Annotated in this window: 13 protein-coding genes; 7 read left to right on the forward strand and 6 right to left on the reverse strand. The window is 57.9% G+C overall.

The genetic code is table 11. The features are described 5' to 3' along the window. Positions 1-3: 3 nt before the first annotated feature. On the reverse strand, positions 4-576 hold the full coding sequence (locus HNR46_RS12220; protein ID WP_184019178.1) for a pseudouridine synthase: 573 nt from the start codon (positions 574-576) through the stop codon (positions 4-6). Positions 577-1,376: 800 nt separating this feature from the next. On the opposite strand from HNR46_RS12220, the gene HNR46_RS12225 reads away from it, so the two are divergent. Both HNR46_RS12225 and HNR46_RS12230 read left to right on the forward strand, forming a co-directional pair. Then, a complete protein-coding gene (locus HNR46_RS12225) occupies positions 1,377-1,805 on the forward strand; it encodes a hypothetical protein (RefSeq protein WP_184019180.1) in 429 nt (142 codons plus the stop codon). Positions 1,806-2,550: 745 nt separating this feature from the next. Continuing rightward, entirely contained in the window at positions 2,551-2,874 is a 324-nt protein-coding gene (locus HNR46_RS12230; RefSeq protein ID WP_184019182.1) for a helix-turn-helix domain-containing protein, read from the forward strand. A 748-nt stretch (positions 2,875-3,622) separates the two neighbouring features. On the opposite strand, the gene ffh is transcribed toward HNR46_RS12230, so the two are convergent. After that, positions 3,623-5,104, reverse strand: a complete 1,482-nt coding sequence (gene ffh / locus HNR46_RS12235) for a signal recognition particle protein (RefSeq protein WP_184019184.1) — start codon at positions 5,102-5,104, stop codon at positions 3,623-3,625. Between the two features lie 45 nt (positions 5,105-5,149). Continuing rightward, entirely contained in the window at positions 5,150-6,283 is a 1,134-nt protein-coding gene (locus HNR46_RS12240) for a polysaccharide deacetylase family protein (RefSeq protein WP_184019186.1), read from the reverse strand. A gap of 148 nt (positions 6,284-6,431) precedes the next feature. Between HNR46_RS12240 and HNR46_RS12245 the strand changes: the two genes are divergently transcribed. The 3 genes from HNR46_RS12245 (at position 6,432) to HNR46_RS12255 (ending at position 9,580) form a co-directional block, all read left to right on the forward strand. Next, positions 6,432-7,001, forward strand: a complete 570-nt coding sequence (locus tag HNR46_RS12245; RefSeq protein ID WP_184019188.1) for a TPM domain-containing protein — start codon at positions 6,432-6,434, stop codon at positions 6,999-7,001. Next, positions 6,998-7,879, forward strand: a complete 882-nt coding sequence (locus HNR46_RS12250) for a hypothetical protein (RefSeq protein WP_184019190.1) — start codon at positions 6,998-7,000, stop codon at positions 7,877-7,879. Before HNR46_RS12245 ends, HNR46_RS12250 begins: the two co-directional genes overlap by 4 nt. 66 nt (positions 7,880-7,945) lie before the next feature. Further along, complete coding sequence (locus tag HNR46_RS12255; protein ID WP_184019192.1) at positions 7,946-9,580, forward strand: NAD+ synthase; 1,635 nt, start codon at positions 7,946-7,948, stop codon at positions 9,578-9,580. A 2-nt stretch (positions 9,581-9,582) separates the two neighbouring features. Here HNR46_RS12255 and HNR46_RS12260 read toward each other — a convergent pair whose 3' ends face one another. Genes HNR46_RS12260 through HNR46_RS12270 form a run of 3 tightly spaced genes read right to left on the reverse strand, consistent with a single transcriptional unit; the run spans position 9,583 to position 12,251 of the window. Further along, the gene (locus HNR46_RS12260) at positions 9,583-9,999 is read right to left on the reverse strand and encodes a DUF3293 domain-containing protein (RefSeq protein WP_184019194.1); all 417 of its coding nucleotides are present in this window, start codon (positions 9,997-9,999) and stop codon (positions 9,583-9,585) included. Then, positions 9,996-10,988, reverse strand: coding sequence for an aldo/keto reductase (locus HNR46_RS12265; protein WP_221285145.1), 993 nt, complete (start codon positions 10,986-10,988; stop codon positions 9,996-9,998). Before HNR46_RS12265 ends, HNR46_RS12260 begins: the two co-directional genes overlap by 4 nt. A gap of 12 nt (positions 10,989-11,000) precedes the next feature. After that, positions 11,001-12,251 (reverse strand): M48 family metallopeptidase, encoded by a 1,251-nt coding sequence (locus tag HNR46_RS12270; RefSeq protein ID WP_184019196.1) that lies wholly within the window; start codon positions 12,249-12,251, stop codon positions 11,001-11,003. A gap of 115 nt (positions 12,252-12,366) precedes the next feature. On the opposite strand from HNR46_RS12270, the gene HNR46_RS12275 reads away from it, so the two are divergent. Together HNR46_RS12275 and rsmD are read left to right on the forward strand one after the other, a co-directional pair. After that, positions 12,367-13,098, forward strand: a complete 732-nt coding sequence (locus HNR46_RS12275) for a hypothetical protein (RefSeq protein ID WP_184019198.1) — start codon at positions 12,367-12,369, stop codon at positions 13,096-13,098. Between the two features lie 14 nt (positions 13,099-13,112). Continuing rightward, positions 13,113-13,670: a 16S rRNA (guanine(966)-N(2))-methyltransferase RsmD gene (gene rsmD, locus HNR46_RS12280; protein ID WP_184019200.1), complete on the forward strand. Its 558-nt coding sequence runs from the start codon at positions 13,113-13,115 to the stop codon at positions 13,668-13,670. Positions 13,671-13,681: the final 11 nt, after the last annotated feature.

Genomic DNA, 13,681 nt, shown 5'->3' on the forward strand with positions numbered 1-13,681 from the left:
GAGTTAGCGGCCGCGCAGCAGGCGAGATCGGTCATCTCCCGTGATTTCTCTCCATTGCCCTTGCGGGAGGTTGTGAAGATGGAGTGATCCGATCGCCATGCGGATCAGGCGAAGGGTGGGGTGTCCAACGGCAGCGGTCATGCGGCGGACTTGCCGGTTTTTGCCTTCGATCAGGGTGAGGGAAATCCAGCAATCGGGGATTTCTCGACGGACACGAATGGGAGGGACTCGGGCAGCGATATCGGGTTGCGGATCGAGCAGATGAGCTTTTGCCGGAGCACAACGATGGCCCTGAATGGTCAGGGAGCCGTCCGTCAGACGCTGCAATGCGAGCGGTTCGGGGATGCCTTCCACCTGGGCGAAGTACGTTTTGGGCTGCTTGGAACGGGGATGAAGAAGACGATCCACCAGGGGTTTTTCGTCGCTCAAAATCAGGAGCCCTTCGGAATCCCGATCCAACCGGCCGATGGGCCAGACCCCACGTGGAAACCCGAACTCTGCCAAGGTGCGCTGACCAGGATTCTCCGGGGTGAATTGGCTCAGCACATCGAAGGGTTTGTGGAATGCGAGAAGCATAGGAACGGGGCCTGAATCAACGTATCTCGAAGGATTGGGCAAGCAAAGTGCCGAGGAAGGAGTCGCCAAAATCGAGGGTTCCTCAGCCGTCTAAAACACCCCCCATTTGGGGGGTATTCGAACTTTTACCTGTCTTTCCCCTTGACCAGCAACGGGGTAGGAGACAAGGTCCGGGCAGTCCTTCGGGGGCGGTCAATGTGACCCATGCCGAGGTTCTCTCCCCAACATTCTCCCCCTTATTACCATTGTCGATTAGCGCCAGCTTCACGGTTGCGTTGTGTGACCGCTTGTGTCTTCAACCCGTTCTTGGGAAATTTCCTCGATCGATCGAAGACAAAGTTCTCCTTCGATCTCACCAGGAATCTCTTGGGATTTTGAGCGGGACTGGAGGTCGTGAGCTGCCGCATCGAAAGGGTCTTGATGGGGTGGAGGGTCGCCGGGGTGATTCCTGTGATATCCGAACTCGGAGCATTGCTGATGAGGGATATCGATCCGATGTACCAACTCCTTTCCAACAGATTTACACCGCGCCAGGGACGGCGTGGGTGTAAGGGTGAAGGGCTGGCAGAGGCGCTGCGTCAATGGGCCGGGGGGTCCGAAGACAAAAGCACCAAAAAGCCTCTGCCAGCTCGAACCTTTCCGCTTTTGATGGGGTGAAGGCCCGATGGCGCCTCCCATTTCAACATGGGAGTCCACTTTTGGAATCCTATCCGCTCACTTCGCATTCAGAGAAATCAATGAAGCCGATGCCTCCGGTCCCTTCTTGGGAGCCTGATATTGTCCTCCCCATCGATACCATCATGGATCGATTTCGATATTACACCGATGGCAAACAGGACTTTGTTGTGTTGAAGCATGGAACCTGCGTGGTGATTCCCGAGGGCCTTTCGGAGGATGCCGCTGCAAAAGCCGCGCTTGAGATTGTTTCAGAGATCTTCGGGTTTCATCCCGATATGAATCCTCTTCCCATGGATGATGGGAACCTTCTGATTTCCTACAATCATCCCGCGTATTCTGTTGTGTTGGAAGAGGTCACTCAAAAGCACTTCGAGATCATTCGCCAGAATCACCTGAATGCCTTGGCGACGGACGAGGTGCTGATGACTCCGGACGGCCCCAATCGATTCGACGATTTCGGAATGAAGGCGCTCTTTGGTCGGTGCTTCTTTTTTATGGACGCGAAGATGCCAGTTGTGACTCACCTTGTTCGCAGATCGAAGAGTGACTGATCGTCTTGTCGGCTCAGCGAAGCCGGGATCGACATTTTCAGGCGACCCAAAACCACGAATTTTTAGAACTCACCCAACCGACCGTGAAGAGGACCGTACTGTGGACGGTCTGGGGTGCCAGGGGTCGGCGTGGAGCAAGCTTGCGAGGTGAGTGGGGAGGGATCTTTTTCGTAGGAAGAGGTCGAGGTGGTTTCGGAGGTCCCGTCAGGCCGACGAGGTGGGCTTCTTTGAGCGGGCACGCTAAGGACGGAGGATATGGCCTCAAGAACCCAGGGGTTGTTCCTCGAAGGCCGATCGGTCGACGAATTCATCGCGCTTTGGAAATTTTGAAGATACCGAAGTGCAATTGGGAATGTGATCATTTTGACGACTTTGAGTTAGGGCGAGGAGGTGAGTCGATGATGGGGGGAAATCATCGAGTGGGTTTGAGATGCGTTTGTCATTCTTTCGGTGTCTTTGGGCATGATGATTGCTTATGTTGGATGGGTGTTCTTTGTGTAAACAGGGGGGCATTGCAGGTGATCGGTCAGGACTCGAGACGGTTGAGTTTTATGCGAAATGCGATCGTTATGTTTTCCCCAAGATGGGTGATCGGAGAAACGTCCAAGACGGACAGGTGGCGAAGCCGATTTCAAGGACCGGCCCGTGAGGGTAGGGATGGCTCGCTTGATCAAGAGTTTTGCAAAGCCTTCAGCCATCTCAAGAGAGGATGAGAAGATCGAGAAAAACACCAAGATTGCCGACGGTGGCGTTTCATTCTTTAGAGCGTTTTGGACGGGTACTGCAGGCTCTGCGCGGGTTGGAGCTATCGGTCAGTGCGATTCAGGTGTTTCTGGTCCTCGCCAAGACGGATCGCCATATTTCAGCGCTTAGCGACCTTGCTCGGCGGGTCGAAGTTTCGAAGACCTTGGTGACGCATATTGCTAATCGGATGGAGGCGCTCGGGCTAGGCGCGCGTACCGAACCTCAAGGGGATCGGCGCTTTTGTTCGTTCCGTTTGAGTCCCAAAGGGGTGGAACTCGCTCGGTCCATGGAAGCGTATCTTGCGGGTGAGGCGGATACCTTTTGATGAACGGGTCGGAATAGGCGAAGTGGAACGAAACCGTTCAGGGATGAGAAAAAGCAGGCCGCGGGACGCCGCGATGGAAAATTTTTTTCAAACTGAAAGGCGGGGAAATCGTATGGAGGCTTCTCTGAGCGTTTGATTGTCAGGATTTCATAAAATTTCAGTCAAGGAGACGAGACCCTAAGGGAGCGCGGGGATTACGTGATGACGTTACGTAAATCTCACCGAAAGCATGCTAGCCCCTACCTGTCGACAAGGGAGGGACAACCCTTGGAGATAACCGCCAATTTAGCCGAGGCAACATCGCGCTTGGGGGAGCGCCGCCTCGATGCCTTCGGTTGGTGTGTTGGGGGGCGCGGTGAGACCTAGGGGGGATCACCGCGCCTCCCGTTTTTTTAGGCTCGCGATCTCCCATTGGGACTAGGCGAGCCGTCGGGTTGATTTCGAGGTGGGGATTTCCCGGGTGAGACGGTGTCCGATGGAGAGAGCGGGGTGGCGGGAGGGGGAGAAGAAGAAAAGTCTCGTCGTCGCCGTAGGTTTTTGTTTTTCAGAAGATTCCCCAGAGAACAGGGATTTCTTTTTCTGCGGGGAATCGATTTTGAAACCCTTGAAAAAACCCGACTGGTGCCGCCTTCTGGTAGGGCGGCTCCGATGGCTTTTGTCACGGTGTGTTCGTCCGAAATGGCGTCGACTTCATCGTCGATGCCAGAAGCGGAGGGCGCGCCGCTGAGGGCGTCTGGGCCGAATCGGCTTAGCGCTTCTTGGGAGGGAGACCTTTGAGGAGGCTGTCGATGTCGCCGAGATCGCCGAGCTGGCTCATATCGGGCATGCCGCCTTTGCCGAGACCGGGAAATCCACCCATGCCCGGGAATCCACCCTTGCCGGCTTTGCCTTTGCCCATTCCAGGCATGCCACCTCCGAGGCCGCCCATCATTTTCTGCATTTTTCCTGGGGAGCGCATCATCTTGCGCATCTCCCCAAACTGTTTCAGGAGACGATTGACTTCGATGATGTCGACTCCGGATCCGGCGGCAATGCGACGGCGGCGAGAGGCTTTGATGATTTCAGGACGGCGACGTTCGTCGGGAGTCATCGAGAGAACGATGGCCTCGGTGCGCTTCATGCGTTTGGGGTCGAATGCCGCATCGGGAAGCTGTTTCTTGATCTTGTTGAAGCCGGGGAGGAGGCCCATCAGGCCTTTCATGTCGCCCAGCTTGGAGATCATCTTCATCTGGTCGAGGAAGTCGTAGAAATCGAATTTTCCGGAGGCCAGTCGCTCCATCGATTTCATGGCATCTTTCTCGTCGATGCGGGCAGCGACTTGCTCGACCATGCCGACCACGTCCCCCATGCCGAGGATGCGGTCTGCCATGCGGTCGGGGTGGAATTCGAAGAGTTGATCCAGTTTCTCGCCTTCGCCGACGTATTTGATGGGCTTTCCGGTGACGGCCCGCATGGAGAGCGCGGCTCCGCCTCGGGCGTCGGAATCCAGCTTGGTGAGGATGATTCCCGAGATGGAAACGGCCTCATCGAAGTGGCGGGCCACAGACACGGCTCCTTGGCCGGTGGCGGCGTCGGCCACCAACAAGGTTTCTCCGGGCGTGAGGAAGCTGTGGAGGCGCTGAAGTTCTTGGACGAGGCGTTCGTCGATCTCCTGGCGGCCAGCGGTGTCAAAGATCAGGACGTCGTGGGTTTGGTTGGAGGCCCAGGAGAGGGCGTCCTGAGCCACTTTGACGACATCCGATTCGCTGGTATCCGGGGTATAGACCGGGACGCCGACTTGTCCGCCGACGGTGGCGAGCTGATCGATGGCGGCGGGCCGATAGAGGTCACAGGCGACGAGAAGCGGTTTGCGACCTTCGCGCTTGAGGCGTCCCGCGAGCTTGGCAGCGGTGGTGGTTTTACCGGCACCATTCAGGCCGCAAAGAAGGATGCGTGCAGGTGCTTCAAGATTCAGCGGCACTTGGTCGCCCCCGAGAAGTTCGGCAAGTTCGTCGTGGAAGATTTTGACGATTTGTTCTCCGGGTTTGACGGCTTTGAGCACCTCGGTGCCCATGGCCTTTTCTTTGACGTGCTCGATGAAGGTTTTGGCCACGGTGAACTCGACATCGGCCTCCAACAGGGCCAGGCGAATTTCTTTGAGAGCATCGGTGATGTTCTTTTCAGAGATTTTCCCAACCCCACGGAGGTTGCGGAAGGTCTTGTCGAGGGAATCGGAGAGCGAAGCGAACATGAAGAGTCAGGAGAGAAAGTTGGGTGACAAGAAAGGGGCGCGATATCAGTGGAGCGGCATGTAAGAGCCTTCGGGATCGATGCGGAAGGCCCAACGCAGGGGTTCTTCCGGGGTGGTTCCATCTTTCCTCTTCCACGAGACATGGACCTGGCAGGCTTCCCGGCGGAGGGGGCGATTGATTTTCCAGCTCAACTTCGATGTGGAGGGGTCAAAAACGGCGGGGACCGTTCCAAAACCACTGATTTCCATGTGCAGGCTGGAGGGATCGATATCGCCAGCATCGGAGAGGTCGGCGGCGATGGTTGGCAAGCGCTCCTCGATCATGGCGCCGGGTTCGGGGCTGACGGGATAGGGGAGGGGCTTGGACGTGGCGAGACTGACCGAGGATCCGGCGACCCCGCCGGCACCAAAGCGGGTGGCCAGATCGAAGATGGGATCGTGAGTTCCAAGAACGACGTAGCGGGGAAGTTGCAGGTCATCGCTATCGCGAGTGACTTTACCCGGGAGCACCGTGAAGAGGTAGCGATAGCCCAGTTCGTGAGCGATCGGGTACATTTCCTGAGTGTGGAAGCCGCCCGGATAGGCGTAGGTGGTGACCTCGGTGTGGAAGTGTTCGTCGAGGAAATGCTTGGATTCTCCGAACTCCGTGCGGAGGAACGCCTCGTAGTCCGCAGGTCCCTTTTTGCGATGGGATTTGACGGTGGCGGGGTAGGGGTGGGTGACGGAGTGGGAGCCAAGTTCCGCGCCGTTTTTCTGCATCTCTTCGACCATCGAGGTGGTCAGCGCTTTGCTGCCGCCATCGATGTAGTTTTTGTAGAGGAAGAGGGTGAAGGGATACTGGAATTCTTTGAGGATGGGGTAGGCGTCGGTGTAGACGGCTTTCCAGCCGTCATCGATGGTGATGACGGCGCACTGCTTGGGGATGGATTTCTCCCCTTGGCGCCAAGCGATGAAGTCGGACATCGGAATCACGGGGATGCCGAGATCCTGAAGTGTCTGCATTTGCTGGCGGAATTTGGAGGTCCGAATGCGCATTTCCGTTTCCGGTTCGGTCTCGGAAAAATCATGATAACCGAGGACGGAAACCCTGACTCCGTCGTCGCCCGAGGGAGCCGCGGCGGTGGCCGGGATTCGGGAGCCGAGAAGGAAGCTCAGGAGAAGGACGAAGACGCGTGGCATCGCCGGGAGCGTGCTTCAGGTCGAGGATTTGCGAAAGGGCGAAATTGCAGGAAAGGTCGGCGTGAAATCGCGCTGTAGGGCTGGCAGCGACAATTGGGATTTGATCCTTTCCGAAGCCAAGCGATAGCATGGCTTGGAAAGATTTTTCATGAAGTGTCCGCGCTGTGTACAGGTCATTCACCGGGGAGCGGAGGTGTGTCCCCATTGTGCGTTTTCGCTCGCTGTGGCGGATGAATGGTATGGTTCGGAGGGGCCTCGCATGGCGCGGCTGGATGATGGCGGTGGTCTGATGACGCGTGCGGCGAGGGATCAGGTGCAGCGGGCGATGGATCGATTTGAGCGGAAGTTCCCGCAGCTTTGGTTTGCGGTGCATACCGGTCGTCCGCCAGGGGGCGGCGATTTTAGGCAATATGGGTTTTGGGTTTTGAATCGGGCGGAGGTCACGGATCTGCAGGCTGGCCGACCGCGTGAAGGGGGGATTTTGTTAGCGATCGATCCCGACACCCGTCAGGCCGGAATGACTTGGGGGTACCGTTTGGATGGGCATTTGGGGGAGGAGGACACCTTCATGGCGATGAGCCGGGCCCACGCCTATTGGGTGGAGGGTCTTTATGAAGCGGGGATTCTTCGGGTGATGGAAGAAACCACTCGGGTGCTGATTCGGCGAGCTCGCCGGGCCAAGCGTTTGAGCCGAGTGAGGAAAGGAGGCGTGGCATGAAGAGCTGGTGGTGGATGGTGGGGGTGATGGTCGGCATCGCCTGCGCGCAAGACCAATTGGTGGAGGCGGAAGAAGGGAGTCGGCCCGTGCCGGCCGAGATGCAGGACGCTTATTTTGGCGATCCGGGCCCGGATTTCCTTTTGGATCCTCAGGAGATTCTGCGACCGGACGAACGGGCGGAACGGGAGAAATTTCTGCGATATCACGCGGAGGATTCAAAAATCGATTTCCACGTGCTGCTGTTTCAAGAGGATCAGGCATTGCCTGACGGGGTGCGATTGGAGGAGCTTGGAGAGCGATTTGCCTCGAAAGGCAAACCTGCATTGGTGGCTTTGTATTTCTATGGGGCCCCGAATCGGGCTATGCTGGAGTTTAGCCCTGATCTCACGGAAAAGGTGAGGCCGTCCGACGCCAACCGGCTTTTGGTCCAATGCATTCGCGCTGCAGAAGGAAAAGGGAATGCGGCGGAACAATTGGAAGCTTTCTGCGTCCAAGCGGCGATCCGGATTTTTTGGGTCGAGCAAGCGGTCGGCTTGGCGGCCCCTACCGAATCGATGCCGTCATCGTCCACTGAAGCCCCCGAGCCGCCGAAGATTGAAGGGGTGCCTGCGGTTCCGATGTGGCGCGTGCATGCAGAGGCGTGGATTCGGGAGTATGGGGTGCCTGCTGTGACCCTGGTGTTGGCGATCTTCGCCGGAGGCATCGCGCGATGGCTGATTCGCCGGCGGGAAGTGCATACGTTTCCGGTGGCGACATTTGAGTCCCGATTGGGGGGGGGACACGGGGCGGGAATTGGTTCGGTCGTGAGTTTCGGGAGTTCGGAGGTTTCTCCGACCACGCAACGGGAGCAGACGTCCGATTCACTTGGGGGCATTTGAATTCGGCCCGATTTTGGGTTTTTCAGATGGGCCTTGGCGGTGTGGGATCTCGCGCCTCCTGGACTTATGAAAATCGGTATTGCCCAAATCAACGCCACGGTCGGAGACTTTCCCGGCAACGCGAAGCGCCTTTTGGAGGCTTACCGGGCCTGTTTGGACGAGGGCGCGGAACTGGTGATCACCCCGGAGATGAGTCTGGTGGGCTACCCTCCTCGCGACTTGGTTCTAAAATCTTCTTTTGTCCCCAAGTGCCTGCAGGCTCTCGACTATCTTGCCAGCGAGATTGGGGAGGTGCCGTTGTTGGTGGGGTACATTGACCACAACGATCCGGCCGATCCGGGGAAGCCCTTTCGCAATGCGGCGGCGCTGCTTTCCGATGGGGAGGTTCAGGCGAGGATCTGGAAGACGCTTCTGCCCACCTATGATGTGTTCGATGAGTGGCGGTATTTTGAGCCGGCGGAGCGTTGTCAGGCGATCGAGTGGAAAGGCCGACGGTTGGGGGTGACGATTTGTGAGGACATCTGGACGGATGCCTACCTGCAACGCCCCCTGTATGATCGCGACCCGGTCCGGGAGTTGGTGGATGGTGGGGTGGACATTCTTTTGAATCTTTCAGCGTCTCCGTTTCACCTTGGGAAACCGGAAGTGCGAAGCCGGATGATCCGTGAGGTGGCGACCGCGGCGGGAGTTCCTGTGGTTTACTGCAACAGTGTGGGCGCGAATGATCAGTTGGTTTTCGACGGTCATTCCTTGGTGGCCTTGCCGGATCGTGGGGTGGTGTTCGAGGGGCGCGGGTTCGAGGAAATGACGCAGGTGGTCGATTTGGAGGCACCGATGACTCCGGTGGAGGTCGACCGGGAAAGCGCCGCTGAGTTGTGGCGTGCCTTGGTGCTTGGACTGCGAGACTACGTTCGGAAGACGGGTTTCTCGAGCGTTTGTCTGGGACTGAGTGGCGGGATCGACTCGGCACTTACGGCGGCCGTCGCGGCGGAGGCTCTAGGTGGGGAGCAGGTTCATGGGCTGACCCTTCCCAGCCCCTATTCTTCTGGAGGGAGTGTTGAGGATTCGATGGTGTTGGCGAAGAACCTTGGGATTCGTTGCGACCGCGTGGAAATCTCCGCGATTTTCAAGGAGGTGAAGGCCACGATGGCACCGTTGTTTGAGGGTTTGGCGGAGGATGTGACGGAGGAGAACATGCAAGCGCGAATCCGTGGATTGTTGCTCATGGCACTCTCCAACAAAATGGGGCATTTGCTGCTAACGACGGGAAACAAGAGCGAACTGGCCGTCGGATATTGCACGATCTATGGAGACATGTGCGGAGGCTTGGCGGTCATTTCAGATCTCCCGAAAACCCGGGTGTATGAGGTGTGCCGGTGGCTCAATCGTGAGCGGGAGGTGATCCCGTGGAGCACGATTGACAAGCCGCCGAGCGCCGAGCTGAGACCCGATCAAAAGGACCAGGACACATTGCCGGAATATGAGGTGCTGGACGCGATTTTGGAGATGTATGTCGAGCGGCAGTGCTCCGTCGACGAGATTGTGGAGGCCGGATATGAAGAGTCGTTGGTGCGATGGATTCAACGCCGGGTCGACCTCAATGAGTGGAAGCGCCAACAGGCTGCGCCGGGGATTCGAGTTACTTCGAAAGCCTTTGGAATGGGAAGGCGAATGCCGATAGTGCAGCGGTTTGTCGGCTGAAATCAGTTGCCAGGGAGTGCAGGGCCAACGGTTTCCCGATGGCCATCGGAGCAGGCAACGAGGTGAAGTTGGCAGGCATCGCTCCACCAAATGGCCCGTTGGTGAAATCGACGCGCGATCCTCAGGACGGTGTCGAGGGGTAGGGCGACAGCCCATCCGGGCTCTGCATGGCTGCCGTCCATGGCGCAGGTGGTGGCGCGGACCGGTTCGGCTCCTGCACGGACGAGAAGGTGGTGCAGGTGGCGGTCCGCCATTCGGTTCCAGGAATCGCTCCGCCTGGAGTCCATAGGATTCCAGGCGGTGAGGATGGCGAATGGGGATTTGGGCGGGGATCCAGCCCAATCGATCCGGCAGGCGTAGTAGCCGTCGGGAAAGCGGAAGGTCTTCCCTACGGGCGGGTGCTCGGGGGCTTCGCTCAAGCAGGCGAGATCTCGTTGATGCGGGCCAGGAGGTCGGCGGAGATTTCGGGTGTGTGGAGGGCGTCGAGAGAATCGTCGAGTTGCGCGACCGTGCGAGCTCCGATAAGGGCAGAGGTCACTCCCCGTTGTTGGAGGGCCCAACGCAGGGCGAGATGGTGAAGAGGCATGCCGGCCTCAGTGGCAACGGCGTGCAAGGCGTGCAGTTTGTCGTGCTGCTGTGCGACCTGGTCGGTTTGGAGGAATCCTTCTTCCCGAGCGGCTCGGGATCCCTCAGGAATCCCGGCGAGGTATTTGCCCGTAAGCATGCCTTGGGCGAGCGGGCTGAAAACGATGGAGCCGATACCCTTGTCGTGAAGCCATTCGTGAATTCCCTCGGTTTCCGGCCATCGATTGAGGATGGAATAGGGGGGCTGATAGATCAGGCAACGCACGCCCATGTCCTTGAGGATCGAGACGGCGCGCTTGAGTCTTTTGAGTGGGTATTTGGAAAGTCCAACGTAGAGCGCTTTGCCTTGTTGCACGGCGGTGGCAAGGGCGGACATGGTTTCCTCCAGGGGCGTTTTGGGGTCAGGCCGATGAGAGTAGAAGATGTCGACGTAATCGAGTCGCAGTCGGCGCAAGGATTGGTCGAGAGAAGACAGGAGGTGCTTGCGTGATCCCCATTCACCATAGGGGCCCTGCCACATGTCGTGGCCCGCTTTGGAAGAGATGACGAGTTCGTCGCGATGGCAGGCGAAGTCTTCCGCGAGGAAGCGGCCAACGTTTTCCTCGGCGCTGCCGTATGGGGGACCGTAGTTGTTCGCGAGATCGAAGTGGGTGATGCCGCGATCGAAGGCCCGGCGAAGAATGGCGCGTGCTTCGTGTTGATCGTCGAAATGGCCAAAGTTGTGCCAGCAACCGAGCGAGATTTCGGGAAGCAGCAGGCCGGACTTGCCACAGCGGCGGTAGGGCATGCGACCGTCGTAACGAGAGGGATCAGCGGAGAACATGATGAGGATGTATCAGAGGGATCGGAGGGCGGCGATGCGAATGAGCACGGGTGGGTGGGAGTGATCGAGAAAGACCCGCGCAGGGTGGGGGGTGAGGTTGGAAAGGTTCTTCACGGAGAGCTTTTTCAACGCAGAGATGAGAGCCTCCGGTTGGCCGGTCACCTGGGCGGCATAGGCGTCGGCTTCAAACTCGTGTTGGCGTGAGGATCGATTGCCGAGCACTGAAAGAATGCGGCTGACGGGTGAGAAGAGGATGGCAAAGAGGACGAGTCCAACGTGCGCGGAGATTTCGGGAACAAAGAAGGCGTCGAAGAGCTCTCGAGCAAAGGGGGATTGAGAATCAATGACGCGTCCTAGGAGGAAGAAAAGAACCGCGGTTTGCATCACTGCCATGGCGATCCGTTTGATGATGTGACGGCATTTGAAATGGCCAATTTCGTGAGCGAGTACGGCGACCAATTCATCGCGGGTTTGTTCTTCAACGAGGGTGTCGTAGAGTGCGATTTTCTTGGTTTTGCCGAAACCCGTGAAATAGGCATTGGCTTTTGTGGATCGCTTGGACCCGTCCATCACCGAGATTTCGCCGAGAGGGAATCCGCATTTCTCGGCCATCGATTCGATGGCGGAACGGGTGGGTCCTTCCTCCATGGGGGTGAAGCGATTGTAAAGGGGCAGGATCCAGGTAGGGGCTGCCCAAGTCAGCAGAAGCTGGACGGTGGTGAAAAGGAGCCAAGCCCAGAGCCAAGCCTGGGGAACATTTTGGAAGATCCACAGCAATCCGGCAAGCAGAGGCAGACCCAGAGCGGCACTCAGAAGGAGGTTCTTGATCTCATCGGTGATGAACAATCGAGGGGTGGTGCGATTGAAACCGAAGCGTTCCTCCAAAACAAAAGTGGAGTAGATTGAAAGCGGCAGGTGAAGCAGATGGTTTCCGATGAAGAGCAGAGCAAGAAACAGCAAACCTGCAGGAATGCCATCGCCCAACCAACTCCGGCACAGAGAATCAAGCCATCCAAAGCCTCCAATCAGCCAGAAAACGAGTAGGGTGGAGAGGGAAACGAGCGACTCCACCAGCCCGAATCGGGCGCTGGCGCGGGCGTAGGCGAGGGATTTCTGGTGTTCGGAGGCAGGGATGATGCCTTCGAACTCTGCCGGAACTTCCGGGCGCAGGGCTCGGAGATTGAGTAGGGTCACGACGAAGTCGAGATTCCACAGCAGAAACAGAATGAGAAGGATGGCGATACCGAGCGCGTTGATGTCCATGGGCCGGCCGCAGCATGCACCGCATGGGGCGCGCTGCAAGGGTGAGAACGCCACCATGTCCCGGGATTGACCCTTGAGTTTCCGAGCGGGAAAGCGCAGCTTCCCGCCCCTGCCCATGAACCGATCGTTTCCCGCCGTTTTCGCCGTTCTCTGCGCCAGCGCATTCGCTCAAGCCGCCGAGGTGCCGGAAGTTCTCCGTGTGCTCCCTGAAGGGAAATTGGTGAAGGGAGCAACGATTGCCGTGGTGCCTCCCAAGGAGCTCGACAAGTACCTGGACATCGTGGAGACCGCGGCCCGAAAGAACCCAGAGTGGTTCGCCGAGCATTCAAAGAAGTCAGCCCCGGGAGTGCCGCTGCCCTATCACGAAAATTTGGGCCTGACGAAGAAGGAATACGAAGAGTATTTGGCGATTTGGGCGACTCGCGAATTCCGGGCGGTGGAGCCGATTGTCCTGCGATTGACCACCACGGACGATGGGATGTGGAAGATCACCACCGCAGGAGGGGCATTTCCGATTTCCACGCTGAAGTATGATCCGAAAAAGGATGTGATGGTCTCTCCCAATGGGGAGCTGGAGCGTTTGGAGGATGTGGCGGCGGAAAAAGATTCGATTCTGGGAGCGTGGACCGGCCATGAATGGCGTTTTCAGGAGGAAACGAGCTTGGGCAAAACCAAGGAAAATTTCGCGATCGGTCAGACTGCCGACGGAGTCTATGGGATGTTGGTGTATCGCATTCAAGAGGTGTCCGCCGAAGGAACTCCTTTGTATGATAACAGCATCGTGATCCGCTTCCCGCTCGGGGAGGCAGGAATCTTGAAGCAGGAGGAGCTTCAAGCCCCTCGCTGATTCGTGAGGAAACCATGAGAATTATCTCCGGAACAGCAGGGAGGATGGCGATTCGGGTGCCGGGCGAGGTGACCCGCCCGACGACGGACTTTGTTCGTCAGGCTTTGTTCTCCATTCTGGGGGAAAAAGTCGAAGGAGCACGGGTGGCCGATTTGTTTGCCGGCTCAGGGGCGCTCGGTCTCGAGGCCTTGAGTCGTGGAGCGGCGAGTTGTGAATTTGTGGAACAGAACCGCAAGGCGGTGGGGGTGATTCGCAGCAACCTTGAGAAAACCCGTCTCTCAGGTGGTCTGGTGACGGCCTCGGATGTGCATCCATGGGCGAAACGGTCCGCAGGAGGGTTCGATTTGGTTTTTGCCGATCCTCCGTATGCCAAATCGAAGCTCGATCGTGATCATCTCGCCGAGCTGCTGGGAAAGCCCTTTGCTCCATTCTTGATTTCTGAAGAAGGTTGGTGGGTTGTCGAGCAATCGGCGGACTCTGAGCCTCCGGTCTCCGAGGGATTGGAGCTGTTGGAGCGTCGTGTTTATGGAAGTAGCGCCATCCTCCTTTACGGGCGGAAAGCGGGAATTTAGGTTCGCGCCCC

The organism is Haloferula luteola (assembly GCF_014201715.1).
GTDB classification, from domain to species: domain Bacteria; phylum Verrucomicrobiota; class Verrucomicrobiia; order Verrucomicrobiales; family Akkermansiaceae; genus Haloferula; species Haloferula luteola.